This is a genomic window from Vibrio sp. 99K-1, assembly GCF_013114585.1.
Classification (GTDB): Bacteria; Pseudomonadota; Gammaproteobacteria; order Enterobacterales; family Vibrionaceae; genus Vibrio; species Vibrio chagasii_B.
Genome location: NZ_VTXF01000002.1, coordinates 1 through 18,359, shown reverse-complemented (window position 1 = coordinate 18,359; position 18,359 = coordinate 1). Strand labels below are relative to the sequence as shown.

Genomic DNA, 18,359 nt, shown 5'->3' with positions numbered 1-18,359 from the left:
AATGTTTCACCTTTACGAAGAGATATGCTCAACATGAAAAAACTTCTATTAGCTTCGCTACTCGCTACTCGCTATCAGCACAGTGCCTGTCTATTCACAATCATTTGATGATACCGATGACATCCTTAACCGCGCATCACAGATTGAAAATCTTGAATACAAAATGATGGTGCAGCGCGCTACTCAAACGGCGATTCACTATATGCCTGCGGTAACTCAAATTGATTTCTTAAAAGCGACTCGCCGTGACCTGAATGGTGATTTCAATGATGTGGTTTACGTTAATGAACCTTTTGGCTCAGAGAAAGGTTTCCTTACTGCTAACGACACCACGGCTTATGCATGGGCGACCACAACCTCTAAAAATGGTCCTGTCGTTATTGAAGTGCCTGCCGCGACCGACAAAGTGAATTACTTTGGCTCGGTTGTGAACCAATGGGAAGTTCCAATTACAGATGTGGGTTACAAAGGTGCCGACGAAGGCAAAGGTGGAAAATATTTATTCTTACCACCAGGTTACGACAATGAGTTCGGTACCAAGCAAGAACTTGAAAGCCAAGGCTACTTGGTATTTGAAACCGACACTTACCTATATGGATTCTCTTTCAGACCATCGCTAACCAATGGCGCAACAGATTTGGATGCAGGGAACTACGCGAAGAAAATCAAGATCTACAACCTTGCTGAATCTAACAATCCACCAAAAACAGACTATTTAGATGCAACGGATGTCGCTTATGACAGCCTTCCGTATTACAACGAGACGTTCTTCCAAGACATCGATGATGTCATTCAGGAGAACCCGGTAAGAACGCAAGACAAAGCGATGGTTTCGTTATTAAAAGATCTTGGTATCGAGAAAGGCAAAAAGTTCGACCCGTCAGAAGAGCAGAAAAAAGCCATGCGTGAAGGGGTTCTAATGGCATATGCACACATGCAGTCGAAATTCGTAGAGCCTGATCAAACGGTTAGCGCACTATGGAAAGATGAAAATGGCAAACCACTTTCACAATGGTCTTTCTGGAATTTTGGCCCTCAAGCTCAGCTTGGTTTCCCTTTCGTTGATGAAGATGAGGTATTGGTGGATAAGCGTGCTGCATCTTACTTCTACGTAACTTACTTGCCGAAACAGTTGGGTGGTTCAACTTTTTACCTTACGGGCCTACGAGACTCAGAAGGTGAGATGTTAGATGGCAAAGCGACGTACAAGCTCAATGTACCCGCCGATACTCCAGTCGAAGATTTCTGGTCTGCGATTGTTTACAACATGGAAACCAAGAACTTCGTTAAAGGTTTCGACCGAGTAGGACTATCTTCTCGAAACGCTGACACGATGAAAAAGAATCCAGACGGCTCTTACGACCTGTACTTCGGCCCAGAAGCACCAAAAGGGCAAGAGGAAAACTGGGTTCCTACAGGTGGTGAAGATTACTTCTTATTGTTCCGACTTTACCGACCAACCTCGAAAACATTCTTTAAGAACTGGATGCTAGAAGACATGGAGAAAATCAGTGACTAGCCAGCGATAGAGACTCGACCGTCTCTGGAAATAAATAACCTAGTGCGTCCCACTCAATATAGAAAACATTGGTGCTGCCTAGGTTATGTGAGTCACTTTAGACAAGAGAAACTATCATGAAAAAATCGATTATTGCTACGTTACTGATTACTTTAGGCTGTTCATCTTTCGCCTTTGCTGAGCCTCAATATAGTGCGCAAGTGCCAGAGAGCATCATTACACCAAATAAGGTTGAGTCAGCCTATCTAGGTGAGTTGAACTATACCGATGGCGCACCTACTGAAGAAACGCACGCTAAGGTGCAAGACTTTGTGCAAGTCTCCAATGCGGTTCGTGTCTTTCTATCCGGTATTCCTGTTGCTTCGATACAAGGGTTATTGCTTGGGCACGAAAGTATTGGCATGAAGCCGAACCAAACCATTGCGGTTTCTGAAGGCAACTTAGATGCCAATAGCCTGTGGTTAACCGCCAATACAACAACGCCGTATATCACTTCTGAAATTGATGTGAAAAATGGCCCGGTTGTTCTGGAAATACCTACTCCTGTACTTGGCTTACTCGACAATGCGGCGTTTAAATATGTAGACCGAATTGGTGTTACCCACCCTGACAACGTCGAAAAATCAGGTAAGTACTTTATCCGTCATTCTTCGTGGAAAGGAGAGGTGCCTGAAGGATACATTGAGGTTGTCAGTGAAGGTTACCAGCACTGGCTATTGCTGCGCCTTGTAAGCTCGCCAGATGAAATGCAAGCGAGCATTGCGACACTGAAAGAGACCACTAAGCTTTACCCGTATGGAGAGAAAGACAAAACAGAGTTCATGAATATTTCAGGTGTCGACTACAACACCATTCATGCCATGGATGCGACATTTTACGATGAGGTGAATGCACTCATTCAATATGAGCCTACGGCTATTTTTGATGCTGAATGGTTGTCGCTAGCCAAAGATATCGGAATCGAAAAGGGTCAGGATTTTTCTCCTAATAAACGCATGCAACGAATACTGTCGGAAGCGGCAAAAATAGCAACGGCTGAAGCGCGTTCAACCTACTTCCATCCTAAAGAGGAAATGTTCCGCTACGATGATAGGCAATGGTTTACTCCGTTGGTCTCAGGCCATGAGTTTAAAGACACCAATGGCGTGATTGACTCTGACATGCGAGCAACTTTCCACTTTATGGCTACGGGTATTACCCCGGATATGGTGACGAAAACCGTAGGTAAAGGGTCAGATTATTTATTGGCGACGCGTGATGCCAATAAAGAAGTGTTAGATGGTAGTCAGCACTATACGGTGACACTGCCGCCGAATGCGCCTGTAGAGAAGTTCTGGTCGTTTATGATCTACGATAATCAGACGCGTTCGATGTTAGAAACCGACCAAAAATCTGCGGGTATCGATGGTTTGAGCGAAGGAATTAAGAAAAACAGTGATGGTTCAATCACTATACACTTTTCTCCAAATGCACCAAAAGGAATGGAAAATAACTGGGTTCAAACGACCGAAGGTAAAGGTTTTAATATCATCTTCCGTATGTATTCACCGACAGAAAAATGGTTTGATAATTCATGGAAACCGAGTGATTTTGTTAAAGTAAACAAGTGATTTTATCAAAGTGAAATAGAAGATAATCAAGATAGGATACACCCTTTTAGAGGGTGTATCTTTTCGTGTTATGGTTATCTCGATCTAAACGACGTTATTGCCCATATTACTAGGAGATTTATGCAAAAGGATATTTCATATCAATTGAATCGAGTCGACTTAAATCTGCTGGTGGCTTTTGATTGCTTATTGAGAGAACGTAACGTAACCAATGCTGCAAAAGCGTTATTTGTTTCACAGTCAGCGATGAGCCGCAGTTTAAAACGTTTGAGAGAGACCTTCGATGATCCCTTGTTTATTCGAACATCTACCGGCCTGACACCTACATCAAAGTCACTAGAATTAGGTCAAGAACTGCAACACATTCTTCCTCAGTTAAGCGCGTTGTTTCACCGTAATCAATTTGATGCTCGAAAATGCAGTGATACGTTTTCGATTTCATTGCCTACTTTTCTAGGAAGTACCATTCTTCCCAATCTAGCCTTGGATTTATTTGAAGAAGCTCCGGATGTGAACTTGATAGAGATGGCTGCGAAAAGTAACCCTTATGACTTATTAGACAAAGGGAAACTCGACTTTGCTATTCATTATGCAAGCTCGTTAGATCAAAAATACCAAGCGACAAAGTTAGGAACCATTTACCCCAAGCTTTTTGTTCGGAGAGACCATCCTCTAGTGGGAAGTAACACTACGTTAGATGAAATCATGCGATACCCGGTGCTCGCTATGAATGTAGAAGAAGACCACAAACAAGCATTTAACACGCCTCTTCAGCAAATATTGTTAGAGCTTGAAAGCGATAAGCGACCAAAACTTAGAAGTACTCAAACTCATGTGTTAATGGAGATCGCATCTCGCTCAGATGCGGTGATTTTTGGTATGAATGCGTTGAGTTCACTACCGGATTTCGACCGTCGGTTTGTGGACATTTACGATTTTGTAGACAGTAAACAATATCACGTAGATCTCTATTTATTACAACATCAACGTACATTTACATCTGCTTCGCATCAGTGGATAGCGTCTAGATTTAGTGAATTGTTGAATAACACACTCTGAATACAAATAGTAAACAGCTTCTTTTGATAATCCTAGTCAACAATAAGTTATCGCAAAACGATAATTTATTGTTGATCATCATTTGTTTTGATCTTAGTATCCTCCTGTCAACTTAACAGGAACATTAACTATGTCTAACATCCAAAAACAAAGCCGACGTGTCCGCATGCTATTGCAGTCTTTTCTTGTGCTTACTCCTATCATGGTGTGCTACTTCTGGTTAACCGTTGAGACTCCTTATGACTTTATAAGTTCGACTGGTATTTTTTACCTCACTTATGACATCGAGAGTTACACGATGTTGCCACTTACTATGACAACAAGAATGGTTGCTGCGTTCACAAGCTTAGCGATGTCTAGCATCCTGATATACGCACTACTCGTTCTGATACGTTTATTCCGCAACTATGAGCGAGGCGAAATCTTCTCTCTAGAAAATGCACTGTCTTACCAGAAGCTCGGGTATAGCTTGTTTTATTGGGTTTTGGGGTCGGTTATCTATGGTTCATTGATGTCAGTGATTTTGTCGTTCAATAATCCACCAGGTGAGCGTATCTTTGAGATTAGTTTTGTGGGGATGGACTTTTTGACACTTATATTAGGTATAATAATTTTGATCATCTCATGGGTGATGAAAGAAGGTTATATTCTGGCTGATGAGCACAGCCAAACGATTTAAAGGACTTGTCATGACTATCCGCATTAATTTAGACATTATGATGGCCAAGCGAAAAATGCGATTAAAGACATTGGCAAAAGAGGTTGGGATTACCGAAGCCAACCTGTCGGTGTTAAAGAATGGCAAGGCTAAAGCGGTAAGGCTATCTACACTAGACAAGTTGTGTGAAGTGTTAGATTGCCAACCGGGTGACATATTGGAATTTGAAGCGAACGTTCATCAAGAGAGCGCTACTGCTGAATAGCGAGCTCGTAAATCGTATTCCCTTACGAAAATAATGAGTCTCGAAGTTGTTCGAGACTCATTCGTTACAAACTAAACAGGTTCTCCTGCCTCGTCTTCTTCAACGATATCTTTTTCTAAACTCGCCTCTGCCAACCATTTCTTTATCGACGGACTGTTCAACACTCGTTGTTGATACTGTTGGGCTTTTTCCGAAAGCTGGATGCCGTAGGTTTCGACTCGCAGTGCTACAGGTGCAAACATCGCATCGGCAATCGACCATTCTCCAAATAGCCAGCCCTCTGGGTATCGTTCCATTTGCTCAGACCAAATGGCATCGATGCGAGCGATGTCTTTTAGTGCACCTTCACTCAAAACCAGTTTTCTTTTGGCTCGGCAATTCATTGGTAATTCATTTCTGATGTTGAAAAAACCAGAATGCATTTCTGCCGAGATAGCTCGGGCTAAGGCGCGCTCTGCAACGGATGTTGGCCAGGCAGCGCCGTTTAGGTAGGCATCATTAACGTATTCGAGAATTGCGAGTGAATCCCACACTGCAACGTCACCATCAACTAGAGTCGGCACTTTTGCGGTGGGCGTAACTTTCGCTAACGTGTCATAAAAATCTGGAGTGAATAGCTTAAGTTTGATGACGTCTGCGTTGAGGTTGTAGTGATCGAATATTAGCCATGCGCGCAGTGACCAAGTTGAGTAGTTCTGATTAGCGATATAAAGCTGCATAAATGCTTCCTTGCGTTTGGTGAGTATGCATTTGAGCTTAAGGGATTGTATTACGGCGCACTAACGGATAATTTTGATGCAATACATTAATAAAAACGATGGGTGGTGATTTCAATATGGATATTGATGCGTTGCGAGGCTTTCTTGCGTTTGTGGAGACCAGCAGTTTTACACGTGCTGCAAAGCAGATTAATCGCACCCAGTCGGCCTTTAGCGCTCAGATGCGTAAGTTAGAGGAAGAACTTAACGTTACTCTGTTTCAAAAGGAAGGACGCAACCTAGTATTGACTGAGGCGGGCTTGGCATTGCGTTCTCATGCGGAGCAGCTCGTCGCACTCCACAATACGGCATTGAAACAAGTAAAACGTTATGAGGACAAACAGCCTCTACGATTAGGTTGCCCTGAAGACTATAACGACAGCATCTTGCCGAAAGTGATTAAGCTGTTGCAAAACGCAGAACCTACGTGTTCCATTCAAGTATTTAGCTTGCCGAGCATTACGCTTAGAGAGTGGCTTGATGATGGTAGGCTTGATGCTGCGATCGTGACCCGTGCTCCCGATAGCGAAGAGGGATATTGGTTAACCAATGATGTGGGCGTTTGGATAAGTAGCCCTGATTTTGTGTTTGATGATTCTAAACCTGTCCCACTCGCATTGTTCCAGACGGATTGTAAATACCATGCTGCGGCAGTTAATGGTTTAACCAAACAAGACACGCCATATCAGCTTTTAGCGTGTAGTAATACGGCTTCAGCGCAGCGTGCAATCGTCAAAGCTGGGTTGGCAATTGGTGCGATGGGCAAACTCAGTGTCACGCCTGATTTGAAGATTCTCGATGATATGCCGCCGTTACCTGCGGTAGACATCGTACTGTTGCTCGCGAGTAAGCATCATCCAGTATTGGACAAAGAGGTGCTCAATCAGCTGATTGAATTAGATTCCAATTAGATTTTGCTCGGTGAGAGGCATTGATGCTGCGAGTGATCAATAAATAGAAAGGCCGAGAACATTGCGTTTCTCGGCCTTGTTTTTATAGAAGAGAGGGTGAATTACGAGAGCTTAAATTTGCTCAACTCTCCGTGTAAATCTCCGGCTTTTACTGTCAGCTCATTACTGATTTCTACCGAGGAAGTCATGGTGTCCATCACTTCCACAGCGGTGTCGTTAATGATGACTACGTTACGGTTAATCTCTTCAGATACTGAACTTTGCTCTTCAGCGGCGGAAGCGATTTGATTGTTCATGTCGTTGATGACTTCAATGGCTTGGTTAATCTCAGACAGCGCCAAATGAGCGGCTTGAGTTTCGCCTTTGGTATCATTCGCTTGCTTTTGACTTTGCTCCATCAAGACCACGATAGATTGGGTCTCTTGCTCTAGGCGTGCTAGCATCGAACGGATCTCTTCGGTCGAACCTTGAGTACGGTTTGCTAGGTTACGTACTTCATCGGCAACCACAGCAAATCCTCGGCCTGCTTCGCCTGCGCGGGCAGCTTCAATGGCAGCATTCAGTGCAAGCAAGTTAGTTTGTTCTGCAATACCCCCAATCTCGCTTAAAATGCCTTGAATCGCAGTGCTTGAATCGACCAAGTTTTGCGTTTGTTGCTGCGCATCATTCACTTGAACCGCTAAGCTATCAACCGCGCTGGCAGCATTGTCCATGCGTGTCATGCCGTTAAGGCTATTACTTTGTACTTGGCTCGCTGCGGCAGCGGCTTGCACGGCTGAGTTCGCCACTTCTTGCGCAGTTGCACTCATCTCATTGATTGCAGTGGCGAGTGAGTTCACTTCGTTTACTTGAGCGTTCAACTGGTCACGAGATACCTCTGCACGCGCTTGGCCTTCAGTCGCGTTTTTATCGACTTGGTCTGCAGTCGCCATGACAGTAAGTAGCATCTCTTGTATACGAGATAGGAAGGTATTAAACCAGTGAGCCAGTTGCGCGGTCTCGTCTTTTCCTTTTACTTCGATGCGGTAGGTTAAATCGCCTTCGCCTTGTGCGGCATCTTTGAATCGCTCGACCAAGTTATTGAGAACTTTGCCCAGTGAGTTGGCGATCAACGCCATCGATATGATGCCTAGAAGAACGGCGACGATCCCCGCCCACACACCTTTTTCAAGCGCTTTCGAATTCTGTTCATCACTCCACTGGGTGTACTCGTCGACACTTTTTGCAAGGTGACTACTGGGAACCGACACCATGACTACCCACGGTGCGTCGCTAGTTTCGATAGCAGTTATGGCGTATTCCTCTCCGCCAAATGTAACCAACCCAGCCCCGGACTGTTTAGCGATAGACTGAACGCGCGACCATTCTTTTTTTAGCTCTGGTGAGACTTTCTTACCAACCATGTTTCGAGCACTGCTGTTGGCTAGAGTAATGCCTTTCCATGAAGTGATGAGGATTCTACCTTGTCCGTCGAACAGGTAACGAGCAAGACCTTCACTCTGGCTTTGCAGTTCATGAAGTGACAAATCGAAGCCAAGTGAGCCAATGATCTTACCGTTTTGTTTGATCGGCTGGCTGATGGTAGTAATGAGTTCTTGCTTCCCACGAACCGGATAGAAGTACGGCTCCATTACGAATGTTTTACCGGTTTGGTAAGGCATTAAGTGCCAGTCGTCTTTGCGTTCACCATTGCTGTTTAGCTCGGTATTGCTGAAGCTCTCCATTGCGACCGCGTCAAAGCTGTTTTGGTCATTGGGAGAGAAGAAAGGGGCAAGGTAGCCCTGACTATTAAAGCCTAATTCGCTGTCCAAGTTGATCTCTCCATTGAGATCGGTTTGTTGTGGCCAAGTCTTGTTTTCCCACACCATGTAGCCGGCAAATACGGCTTTGTTTTGTGCTTCTAGCGCGGCAGTAAACTGTTTAACGATAAGGTCTGCGCTAGCGTCCGTTTCTGAACTCAACTCAATGATTGAACGTGCTTGTGTTAAGTTAGCTAGTACCGGGTTAAGTTGGTTAGAAATGTTTAACCCTTGCTGAAGTGCCGTATTTTGTAAATCGGTTGTCGTAGCATCGGTTAACTGTAGTTTTACTTTCTCTGTGACTTGTTTGTTCACATCAGTAAAAGCGCTAGTGGTCATGCCCATTGCGATCAACAGGGTGAAAGCCATCGCCCCGCCTGCACTCACCGCAATTCGCGTTCGTATACTGTTAAACATATGATCTCTCTAGCTAAATAGTGGTAGTTTTGCAGAGATTTTAAACAAGATAAGTGAACGGAAAATGCAAAAAAATGAACACAAAAAGAATAGGGAGATCAAAAATATAAACAAGATTGCATAATGTGCAGTTTTGGCTTTGCTCGCAACGCTTAGATGAATATGAAAATCATCATTTAGTAATCGCTAACTTTATGTATTTATTAGTTTTAATGATGATTAGGTGAGTTTAATGTTTTAGTAAGGGTGCAATTTTTCCTCTATAGTTTGTGACCGCGAGTCTATTACTCATTATATGACGACGATCACAATTAAATTTATTTAACCCAATGAATTACCACTCTTTTTATAAGTGATTTAAAGAGGGAACACGTTGTATTAGCTTGCCCGTGTTGTTTTGCTTTGTTTCTTCGGTGGCCTAACGTGGCGTGACAAAATACGACTGCGTTCTTGTTTCACTTCCGTCAGCTTTCTCCATGACCATAAACGCACTCGTGCTTCCTTGGCGCTCACTTCGAGGTCGACGACTGGATTAAGGTAAGGGGAGTCTGGTTCAAGCTCGTGCATCATGACTTCCATAGGTGTCATCTTCCAAGGCTCAAACAGAAGTGGAGTGGGTATGTCTGAAAGTTCGGGTACCCATTTTCGGATGAAGTCCCCATCGGAATCGTGTTCTAGGGCTTGCTTTGTTGGGTTGTAAATTCGGATGGTGTTGATGCCCGTTACCCCAGCTTGCATTTGAAACTGTGGGTAATGAATGCCGGGTTCAAAATCGAGGAACAGCTGCGCTAAGTGTGTGACACCATCACGCCAGTCCATGTTCATATGGTGAGTGAGAAAGCTCACCAGCATTGAGCGCATGCGGAAATTAATGTACCCCGTATGATGCAGGCAGCGCATACAGGCATCGACCAATGGCACACCTGTCATCCCCATCTTCCATGCCTGAAGATGTGTCGGATCTTTTACCGTCTCTTTTTGCAAGAGTGCTTCGTAGGCGTGATTGATACAGCGATATTCCATCGCGCATTCCGATTCAAACTTCTGCATGAAATGACAGTGCCAGTGAAGCCTTGATGAGAGCGCAATCAAGCTGCGACGAAACCCTGCGACTTGCCAGTGCCCCAACAGGTGTTGATAAACCTCACGCAGCGATATATTGCCCCAAGCCAAATATGGGGATAGACGTGTACAGGCATGTCGTGAAGCTTCTGGGCTTGAGATGCTGCGATAGTAATCGCGACCACGGCGCTCAAAGAAGTCGTGTAACGTTGCCCATGCCAGTGCACTTCCGCCCGTTTGTATGCCGTTAATTTTGGTTAACCATGCTTGTGGAGGTTCCATAGCGAGTTCAAGCTCTTCAGGATCAAGGGTATGCAGTGATTCTGTCGTTAACTGATTTTCTTCTATGGGAGCACGCATGACATTGTTCCAGTGCTTGTCCCAACCGATTCTGTCTTTCGACCCTCTTACGACAGCGCCTTGTGCGAACTCTTGCCATGGGATGTTGTGATCTGTAAACCAAGCAGAGAGTTCTCTGTCACGCTCAAAAGTGCAATTTAATCCTATCTCTTGATGAGAGAAGACGTTTTTAATGTGGTAACGAGATTGGATCACTTCGAAGCAGTCCACCGCACTGCCATGAAGTATTGAGACCTGATGTCCATACTCTTTCAGCGACTGGTTCATGCATTGCAGCGACTGCCAAACAAACCGCCAATGTCGCTCAGAATAGTGGGCATTGTTTAGCAGCATTGGTTCGAAAATGTAGAGCAATATCGTTGGGTGTTGACCTGATAAAGCGTGTTGTAAAGGTGCGTGGTCGGTGAGTCTTAAATCACGCTTTAGCCACACTATGTTGATTGTTTGCATCTGAGCCCTCTTTCGTTTTCAAGCATTACGAATCAGAGGGCAAAACGTCTCACTGGAAGTGAGTTTTATTTTCGATAATGAAAGGGCAGGTTATGATCTCCTGTTTTCATTATTAGAGAATGCCTAAGCTTTTTAGTTTTCGATAAATCGTATTACGGCTGATACCAAGTATGCGTGACGTCTTACTGATGTTGCCTTGGTTGGCTTGATAAGTTTGCAACAAGGTTTCTTCAACGGTGCTTCTTAAATCGTTACTCGCTGTACCTTTTATGGCATTAGAGGTTGTCGATTGGTGGTGATTATCATGCGCTAACGACGTGAGGTGTTGAGCTAGATGGCTGGGCACATGCTCGAGTGTGAGTTGTGGTTCGTCGTTTGCCAGTAAAGTGGCGACTTTAAGTAGGTTGTCTAACTCGCGGATATTACCCGGCCATGAATAGGCGCATAGCAACCCCATCAAATGCGGGCAGATTGTTTGCTCATCTTCAGCGTATTTACGGTGAATGTTTTCGATTAAAGCGTGTTTATCTTGTCTCTGTTGCAGGCTTGGTAAGGTAAACGCCAAGCCATTTAGGCGATAGTACAAATCTTGTCGAAACTCTCCAGTTGCGACTAGCTGCTCAAGGTTTTTATGTGTTGCGGCGATGATCTGACAATCGACTTGATAGCTCTGATTGGAACCTACAGGCACCACGGATTTGTCTTGCAGAACATGCAGCAATCGACATTGAGCCTCTAATGGCATGTCGGCGATCTCATCTAGAAACAGAATTCCCTTATCTGCTTGGCGGATCTTGCCTTGGAATCCTTTGTGGCTCGCGCCAGTAAAAGCCCCCGGTGCGTAGCCAAACAGTTCAGATTCGATAAGATCTTTCGGTAATGCACCACAATTCACTGCGACTAAGGGCGACGATTTACGCTGGCTTTGCTTGTGTAACGCCTTAACAAACTCGCCCTTTCCGACACCTGTTTCACCAAGGATTAATAGGCTAATGCCTTTATCGAGAACCTTATTGGCCTGTTGCCAAGCGTGCTCTATCTGTTGTTCACCATGGTGTAAATCACACGACGCTGAAATAGAGCGTGTGCGCTTGGCTGTTGGGCGTTTTAGGTGCTGTTTTTCAAACACAAAGGGCGCATCTATTGAAGTTCGGTTGAAGAGGGTGTCGATACTCTCACCGACGATCGAGGTTTGATCTAAAAGTTGTGAAGCGACCTGATTATGCGCGACTACCTCACCTGCTTCATTGGCTATCACAATCCCTTGCCAACCACTATGAAGTAGCGATTTCTCACATGCGAGATCAATGCGAGTCGTGCCTTGTGGTATATGGCTCAATAACTGATTCTCAACAAGCTGAACCATGTTTTGAACGAGCAGTTGCACCGAACTATCGTGTTGCTGCTGCTCACTGGTAATGTCCAATACGCCAACCATTTGCCCTTGATGATCAAACACTGGGCTTGCTGAACAACTGATAAATCGATGCTGGTGGATGAAGTGCTGCTCACCAATGATGGTTACAGGTTTAGCTTCCACGATCGCCGTGCCAATGGCGTTGGTCCCTTTGAGTTGTTCCTGCCAACACGCTCCAGAGCTGAGTGCAATCGAAGTCAGCTTTTCCTTGAATCTCTCTTGTCCCCAACTAGCCAGAATCACCCCTTCAATGTCGGTCAAGATCAAACGACTGTCGGTACGTGCAAACATCTGGTTAAACAGAGGCAGTGCATTGCGCTCGACGATTTGAATCAAGCTCGATGATTGATGACGTCGCTGCTTGAGAATTGATTGTGGCAGGCGAATATCTTCGGGAAGACGTCTCTGTTTCAGCCCCGCTTCGGTGCTGCGGTGCCAAGAGGACGAAAGCCAATCTGAGGTGTTTGCTTGTTGAAGGTGCATGACTGTTCCATGTCGTAACAGTGAGAGTGTACCAAATTGGAACAGTTGAACACTGGATTGGTTTCCATACGGCCGTTCAATGCCAACTCACTTTGGATTGTAAATGTTTGGTAATCATAGTTTTACAATTTATTAACAACAAGTTTTAAGGTTGTGGCGTGTGATTTGCGTTGTTCTTGTTGTGAAGAAAACACGAATTATCAGTGTTTTAAACAGAAAGCATAAACATAGGCGTCTTGTCATGAGTTCTTTTCTCAAGAGAAGTAGCCACAAAAATAAGACAGCTCTCGCTCAATAACGAACAACACATCTAAGAAGGATCTAATTATGATTTACGCACAGCCGGGTAGTGACAACGCAGTAGTGAACTTTAAAGCCCAATACGATAATTTTATTGGTGGCGAGTGGGTGAAGCCTGTCAGCGGCGAGTATTTTGATAATACGTCTCCCGTGAATGGTCAGGTGTATTGCCAAGTGGCGCGCTCAACCGAGGCGGACATTAGCTTAGCACTCGATGCGGCGCATGCAGCTCGTGCGAGTTGGGCTGCGACCAGTGTGACAGAGCGTTCGAACATCCTACTTAAAATTGCTGACCGCATTGAAGCGAACCTAGAAGAGATCGCAGTCGCTGAAACGTGGGAAAACGGCAAACCAGTTCGTGAAACTCTGGCGGCAGACATTCCGTTGGTTGTCGATCACTTCCGTTACTTTGCGGGTTGTATTCGAGCGCAAGAAGGCAGCGCAGCCGAGCTCGATTCAAACACTGCAAGCTACCACTTCCCAGAGCCAATTGGCGTAGTAGGGCAGATCATTCCTTGGAATTTCCCGATTTTAATGGCGGCTTGGAAATTGGCCCCCGCACTGGCAGCAGGCTGTTGTGTGGTGATGAAGCCAGCTGAGCAAACACCAACATCGATTTTGGTGATGATGGAGAAGATAGCGGATCTCCTGCCTGCAGGTGTGGTCAACATCGTGAATGGTTTTGGTAGCGAAGCAGGTCAAGCGTTAGCAACTAGTGACCGCTTGGCTAAATTGGCGTTTACTGGCTCAACAGAAGTCGGCCACCATATTTTGAAATGTGCGGCTGAAAGCTTGATTCCATCAACCGTTGAGCTTGGCGGTAAGTCTCCAAACATCTACTTCCCAGACATTTTTGATTATGAAGATGAGTACCTAGATAAGTGTGTAGAAGGCATGCTGCTGGCGTTCTTTAACCAAGGTGAGGTGTGTACCTGTCCATCGCGTGTGTTGATCCACGAATCGGTCTACGACAAGTTCATCACCAAAGTTGTCGAGCGCGCTCAAACCATCAAGCAAGGTAACCCATTAGATACTGACACTCAGGTTGGCGCACAAGCCTCTCAAGAGCAGTTCGATAAGATTCTAAGCTACCTAGAGATTGGCCGCCAAGAAGGCGCGAAAGTGCTAACTGGTGGGGAAATCGCGCAGCAACCGGATGATCTGGGTAATGGTTACTATATCCAACCAACTATGCTCGAAGGCAACAACAAGATGCGTGTCTTCCAAGAGGAGATCTTCGGCCCTGTTATCGCAGTAACCACCTTTAAAGACGAAGCCGAAGCGTTGGAAATTGCCAACGATACCGAATATGGCTTGGGCGCTGGCGTTTGGACTCGTGATGCAAACCTCGCGTACCGCATGGGACGCAACATTGAAGCGGGGCGTATTTGGGTGAACTGCTACCACGCTTACCCAGCACACGCGGCGTTTGGTGGTTACAAGAAGTCGGGCATCGGCCGTGAGACACATAAGATGATGCTCGATCACTACCAAAACACGAAGAACCTGCTGATCAGCTACGATACTAATCCGTTAGGCTTCTTCTAATACAGGTTCGTTCTAAAAGTATGAGAATGAATCATGGATACAAAGAATAACTAACAACGCAGTCGGCTTGATCAAGAAAAATAAAAAGTGAAAGTAAAACCAAAACGCCCAATTCATTAGAGTTGGGCGTTTTTATGTTTGAAGTATTCTAGCTTTTCGAAAAGAAGACTTCTGGCTTATGGTTCGGGCCATAGTTGCCTTCTAGTTGAGTCAGCTCTAATCCTTGTTTGCCTATCAAAGAGCCGACTAACTGGCGGTTGAACGGGTAGCTGTCGGGGTTGTTAATATACTCTTCAACATCAATCCATTTGGCTTCCGCAATTTCATCCGTGTCTTGAATCTCAATCTCTTGAGTTTGAGCGATAAGGTGACAAACAAAGTAGAGGTTCGATTTGCCAAATTGATATGGGTGGCGCGTTGCCATGCCAACCACTGAAACGAACGTGGCTTCGATGCCTGTCTCTTCTAAGGTTTCTCTAACCACCGATTCTTCAATGCCTTCACCCAACTCAATATGACCGCCCGGTAATTTGTAGCCCGTCATGCCGTGTTCTTTAATCATCAGCACTTGGTTGTGTTCGTTAGTGATCAATGCGCCTGCGCCCAAGGTGTGGGTTGGGATGAAAGGCACAAACTCCACAATCTCGGATTTATGAATCAGCGTAATTTCGTCTTCCAAACAGTTGTGAAACACAAAGCCAAGTTCGGTTGCTACTGGGATTAGATGCGACAGTGAAATAGGTAAACTGATCCAGATAATGCCTTTGTTATTTTGCTTTGAAAACTCGGTGATTTCGCTGAGCTCAGCGTGGAATGAGTCGGCATCGTGTGGTGCTGTCAGCGGGTCGATGATGATGCCGTTAAATTTGTCGAGCGTAAATTCCACGGGTGGTCCTTTGTTGTTTGATTTATTGAGAGCCTTTATAGAGGGAGCTTATAACAGATGTAGAGGTTATGACACCCGAAAAGCCGGTGACATGCAGATTGCTGGGGAAAGCGGTAGGTAAGAAACAAAAACTGCGCTTGGAAACCAGAGCGCAGTTTTAAAGTTGGAGTTATTTGAGTTCGTATCTAACGAACGTAGTTTGCATCAACGCTGACATACCAGTGTTGAAGCTTACCGTCAGATTTTTCAATCCACAAATCGTTGGTGTAACTCTCTATCTTGCCGTTTACCGTTAACTTGAATGTGTTCTCGTCGAAGTCGCCAAGCTTCACAAACTGATCGGTCGTAATCAAAAACGGGTCCATGTCATCGACACCAACGGCATCGGATATCACATAGTAGTGATAAGTAAATGGCTTGCTCGCATCATTCGGATTGCTGCGATATGCCACAAGCTTGAATGGTTCCGTTAATGGAACGTCGAGCGTTTGCTTGTCCATGGTCGCTGGAATCGGAATAAATAGCCAAGCGGTAAATAGACCGCTCAATAAAACCATTAGGAAGAAAAGAGTCTTAATTGCTTTCATAGCAACCTTCAAAATAGGTGATGTTGAAGGCGCTATGGTAACAGGTTTGATTTGTCGATTGTAAGAGTATGAATAAGTGAAGGCGGCACCACTCTGTTAGGAAATTTGAACAAATTGACTCACTGTTCATAATTTGTGGCTTGTAAATCTGAACGGGTAAGCCCCTTACGACAACTAATAGTCCAATTAATGAGCGTGGCCTTGTGATAGGTTGATCAACATGACGCCTGCGGCAACAAGCCCCATGCCAATCCAAACTTTTGTGTCCAGGTGTTGGCTGTAAACGAAGGTCGAGATTAAGCTCACTGTCAAAATGGCTAATCCAGCCCATAGAGAGTGCACCACACCAACAGGCATCCCCTTCATCGCTTGGCTCAAAAATAGAAACGCTGCCAAGTGCCCAGAGATCACCAGCAATGCGGGCACTGGCTTAGACAAACTAAACCCGTCAGTGGCTTTAAGTGCAACGTGAGAAAGTGCTTCAGCCATTACGCCCATCATCAAGAAAAACCAGCTCATATTCGTACCTTTATCTTTGTATTGTTTGTGTTGGTATAGCAAGAGTGTTTGAAAGTGGTAATTGGTGCTAATCGCGGATTAGCTCATATTGCAGGCACAAAAAAGCCCGCACCTCACGCTTTTGCAAGGTGCGGGCTAAATAGGTGTGACTACTTGTTTAGGTAAGCTGCGTGGAACTCAATGTGCTCATCAATAAAGCTAGAGATGAAGTAGTAGCTGTGGTCGTAACCAGGCTGCATACGTAGCTCTAAATCAGCATTGTTTACTTTCGCTGCTTCAATTAACTGTTCAGGTTTCAGCTGTTCAATTAGGAAGTTGTCCGCTTCGCCTTGGTCAACCAACATTGGCAGCTTAGTGCCTTTCGTTTTTAGAAGCTCAGAGGCGTCGTACTGTTTCCACTCTTCAATATCTAAACCTAGATATTGGTTAAATGCTTTTTGGCCCCAAGGACATTGCATTGGGTTACTGATTGGGCTAAATGCAGAGATAGAACGGTAGCTATCTTCGTTCTTGATACCAATCGTAAGGGCACCGTGTCCACCCATGCTGTGACCAGAAATTGATTTCACTGATGTTACAGGGAAGAAAGACTCAATCAGTGCTGGAAGCTCTGTTACCACGTAATCGTACATGTGGTAATGGCTGTCCCATGGCGCTTGAGTAGCATTCACGTAGAAGCCTGCACCTTGGCCCAAGTCGTAGCTTTCATTGTCGGCAACGTTCTCACCACGTGGGCTTGTATCTGGTGCAACAATAGCGATGCCTTGCTCAGCCGCAGCTTTAAATGCGCCGGCTTTTTGCATGAAGTTTTCATCGGTACAGGTTAGGCCTGATAACCAATATAAAACAGGAACTGGGTTTTCTTTGCTTGCATTGGGTGGCAAGAAAATCGCGAAACGCATATCGCAGTCAAGCGTTGCAGAAAAGTGGGTGTATTGTTTGTGCCAACCACCAGCAACCTTTGCTTGGCTAATGTTTTCGATTGTCATTTATTGTGCTCCGTAGGTTGATGGTTTCGGAATTTATGTATTTGTTTTCTATAGCTTAAGCCAAAGGTTTCACCACCCACCGGGCAGGAGGTGGTGAAGACAGTTTCGCTCTGATGTTTAAATCAGAACTGTGGTCTCGACACCTAGGTGCCGAGACCAAGGAGAATTATCTGTCCATGTGTAAAACAGTACGGATAGATTCACCTTTGTGCATTAGGTCGAATGCGTCGTTTACTTCGTCAAGGCTCATTGTGTGAGTAATGAACTCTTGAAGACCAAACTCACCCGCCATGTAACGGTTTACGATTTCTGGTAGCTCAGAGCGGCCTTTAACACCACCGAAAGCAGAACCACGCCATACACGACCTGTTACTAGTTGGAATGGACGAGTTGAGATCTCTTGACCTGCGCCTGCAACACCGATGATTACAGATTCGCCCCAACCTTTGTGACAACATTCAAGAGCTTGACGCATCACGTTTACGTTACCGATACACTCGAATGAGTAATCAACACCACCGTCTGTCATCTCAACGATAACGTCTTGGATTGGCTTGTCGAATTTCATTGGGTTGATGCAGTCAGTCGCGCCAAGTTGTTTTGCTAGCTCGAATTTGCTCTCGTTGATATCAACACCGATGATTTTGCTTGCACCAGCCATACGAGCACCGATGATTGCAGAAAGACCGATACCGCCTAGGCCGAATACAGCAACTGTGTCGCCTTTTTCAACTTTAGCTGTGTTCAGTACCGCACCCATAC

General features: G+C 45.1%; 16 protein-coding genes. 7 read left to right on the top strand and 9 right to left on the bottom strand.

Features of this window, described 5'->3' with window-relative positions; all coding sequences use genetic code 11:
- Positions 1–82: 82 nt before the first annotated feature.
- From F0228_RS02055 to F0228_RS02035, 5 genes are all read left to right on the top strand, one after another.
- Positions 83–1,519 carry a DUF1214 domain-containing protein gene (locus F0228_RS02055; protein ID WP_216619254.1) on the top strand — a complete coding sequence of 479 codons (1,437 nt, stop codon included), beginning with the start codon at positions 83–85 and terminating at the stop codon, positions 1,517–1,519.
- Positions 1,520–1,635: 116 nt separating this feature from the next.
- A complete protein-coding gene (locus tag F0228_RS02050) occupies positions 1,636–3,129 on the top strand; it encodes a DUF1254 domain-containing protein (RefSeq protein WP_116870998.1) in 1,494 nt (497 codons plus the stop codon).
- 120 nt (positions 3,130–3,249) lie between these two features.
- Entirely contained in the window at positions 3,250–4,188 is a 939-nt protein-coding gene (locus tag F0228_RS02045) for a LysR family transcriptional regulator (RefSeq protein WP_105058791.1), read from the top strand.
- Between the two features lie 130 nt (positions 4,189–4,318).
- Complete coding sequence (locus F0228_RS02040) at positions 4,319–4,867, top strand: DUF2975 domain-containing protein (protein ID WP_061033048.1); 549 nt, start codon at positions 4,319–4,321, stop codon at positions 4,865–4,867.
- A gap of 10 nt (positions 4,868–4,877) precedes the next feature.
- Positions 4,878–5,111: a helix-turn-helix transcriptional regulator gene (locus tag F0228_RS02035; protein WP_061033049.1), complete on the top strand. Its 234-nt coding sequence runs from the start codon at positions 4,878–4,880 to the stop codon at positions 5,109–5,111.
- Between the two features lie 71 nt (positions 5,112–5,182).
- Here the strand turns inward: F0228_RS02035 and F0228_RS02030 are convergent, their stop codons facing one another.
- Positions 5,183–5,830, bottom strand: a complete 648-nt coding sequence (locus tag F0228_RS02030) for a glutathione S-transferase family protein (protein WP_061033050.1) — start codon at positions 5,828–5,830, stop codon at positions 5,183–5,185.
- Positions 5,831–5,928: 98 nt separating this feature from the next.
- Between F0228_RS02030 and F0228_RS02025 the strand changes: the two genes are divergently transcribed.
- The gene (locus tag F0228_RS02025) at positions 5,929–6,780 is read left to right on the top strand and encodes a LysR family transcriptional regulator (protein WP_061033051.1); all 852 of its coding nucleotides are present in this window, start codon (positions 5,929–5,931) and stop codon (positions 6,778–6,780) included.
- A gap of 101 nt (positions 6,781–6,881) precedes the next feature.
- Here F0228_RS02025 and F0228_RS02020 read toward each other — a convergent pair whose 3' ends face one another.
- The 3 genes from F0228_RS02020 to F0228_RS02010 all read right to left on the bottom strand — a co-directional run bounded on the left by F0228_RS02020 (position 6,882) and on the right by F0228_RS02010 (position 12,768).
- The gene (locus F0228_RS02020) at positions 6,882–8,996 is read right to left on the bottom strand and encodes a methyl-accepting chemotaxis protein (RefSeq protein ID WP_171761811.1); all 2,115 of its coding nucleotides are present in this window, start codon (positions 8,994–8,996) and stop codon (positions 6,882–6,884) included.
- Between the two features lie 378 nt (positions 8,997–9,374).
- On the bottom strand, positions 9,375–10,868 hold the full coding sequence (locus F0228_RS02015) for a deoxyribodipyrimidine photo-lyase (RefSeq protein ID WP_171761810.1): 1,494 nt from the start codon (positions 10,866–10,868) through the stop codon (positions 9,375–9,377).
- A 112-nt stretch (positions 10,869–10,980) separates the two neighbouring features.
- On the bottom strand, positions 10,981–12,768 hold the full coding sequence (locus tag F0228_RS02010) for a sigma-54-dependent Fis family transcriptional regulator (RefSeq protein ID WP_105058796.1): 1,788 nt from the start codon (positions 12,766–12,768) through the stop codon (positions 10,981–10,983).
- A gap of 327 nt (positions 12,769–13,095) precedes the next feature.
- On the opposite strand from F0228_RS02010, the gene F0228_RS02005 reads away from it, so the two are divergent.
- Positions 13,096–14,616 (top strand): aldehyde dehydrogenase family protein, encoded by a 1,521-nt coding sequence (locus tag F0228_RS02005; RefSeq protein ID WP_171730946.1) that lies wholly within the window; start codon positions 13,096–13,098, stop codon positions 14,614–14,616.
- A gap of 148 nt (positions 14,617–14,764) precedes the next feature.
- Here F0228_RS02005 and F0228_RS02000 read toward each other — a convergent pair whose 3' ends face one another.
- The 5 genes from F0228_RS02000 to F0228_RS01980 form a co-directional block, all read right to left on the bottom strand.
- Positions 14,765–15,502, bottom strand: a complete 738-nt coding sequence (locus F0228_RS02000) for an NUDIX domain-containing protein (RefSeq protein WP_171761809.1) — start codon at positions 15,500–15,502, stop codon at positions 14,765–14,767.
- A 185-nt stretch (positions 15,503–15,687) separates the two neighbouring features.
- On the bottom strand, positions 15,688–16,089 hold the full coding sequence (locus F0228_RS01995) for a hypothetical protein (RefSeq protein ID WP_171761808.1): 402 nt from the start codon (positions 16,087–16,089) through the stop codon (positions 15,688–15,690).
- Positions 16,090–16,275: 186 nt separating this feature from the next.
- Positions 16,276–16,608 (bottom strand): multidrug efflux SMR transporter, encoded by a 333-nt coding sequence (locus F0228_RS01990; RefSeq protein WP_008218062.1) that lies wholly within the window; start codon positions 16,606–16,608, stop codon positions 16,276–16,278.
- 149 nt (positions 16,609–16,757) lie between these two features.
- Complete coding sequence (gene fghA / locus F0228_RS01985) at positions 16,758–17,597, bottom strand: S-formylglutathione hydrolase (protein WP_171761807.1); 840 nt, start codon at positions 17,595–17,597, stop codon at positions 16,758–16,760.
- A 166-nt stretch (positions 17,598–17,763) separates the two neighbouring features.
- A partial coding sequence (locus F0228_RS01980; RefSeq protein WP_171761806.1) for a zinc-binding dehydrogenase occupies positions 17,764–18,359 on the bottom strand: 596 nt, incomplete at its 5' end.

Bases quoted from the DNA above. Each gene is read 5' to 3' on its own strand.
- F0228_RS02050 (WP_116870998.1), top strand. From the start codon at position 1,636: ATGAAAAAATCGATTATTGCTACGTTACTGATTACTTTAGGCTGTTCA.
- F0228_RS02045 (WP_105058791.1), top strand. From the start codon at position 3,250: ATGCAAAAGGATATTTCATATCAATTGAATCGAGTCGACTTAAATCTG.
- F0228_RS02040 (WP_061033048.1), top strand. From the start codon at position 4,319: ATGTCTAACATCCAAAAACAAAGCCGACGTGTCCGCATGCTATTGCAG.
- F0228_RS02035 (WP_061033049.1), top strand. From the start codon at position 4,878: ATGACTATCCGCATTAATTTAGACATTATGATGGCCAAGCGAAAAATG.
- F0228_RS02030 (WP_061033050.1), bottom strand. From the start codon at position 5,830: ATGCAGCTTTATATCGCTAATCAGAACTACTCAACTTGGTCACTGCGC.
- F0228_RS02025 (WP_061033051.1), top strand. From the start codon at position 5,929: ATGGGTGGTGATTTCAATATGGATATTGATGCGTTGCGAGGCTTTCTT.
- F0228_RS02020 (WP_171761811.1), bottom strand. From the start codon at position 8,996: ATGTTTAACAGTATACGAACGCGAATTGCGGTGAGTGCAGGCGGGGCG.
- F0228_RS02015 (WP_171761810.1), bottom strand. From the start codon at position 10,868: ATGCAAACAATCAACATAGTGTGGCTAAAGCGTGATTTAAGACTCACC.
- F0228_RS02010 (WP_105058796.1), bottom strand. From the start codon at position 12,768: ATGCACCTTCAACAAGCAAACACCTCAGATTGGCTTTCGTCCTCTTGG.
- F0228_RS02005 (WP_171730946.1), top strand. From the start codon at position 13,096: ATGATTTACGCACAGCCGGGTAGTGACAACGCAGTAGTGAACTTTAAA.
- F0228_RS01995 (WP_171761808.1), bottom strand. From the start codon at position 16,089: ATGAAAGCAATTAAGACTCTTTTCTTCCTAATGGTTTTATTGAGCGGT.
- F0228_RS01990 (WP_008218062.1), bottom strand. From the start codon at position 16,608: ATGAGCTGGTTTTTCTTGATGATGGGCGTAATGGCTGAAGCACTTTCT.
- fghA (WP_171761807.1), bottom strand. From the start codon at position 17,597: ATGACAATCGAAAACATTAGCCAAGCAAAGGTTGCTGGTGGTTGGCAC.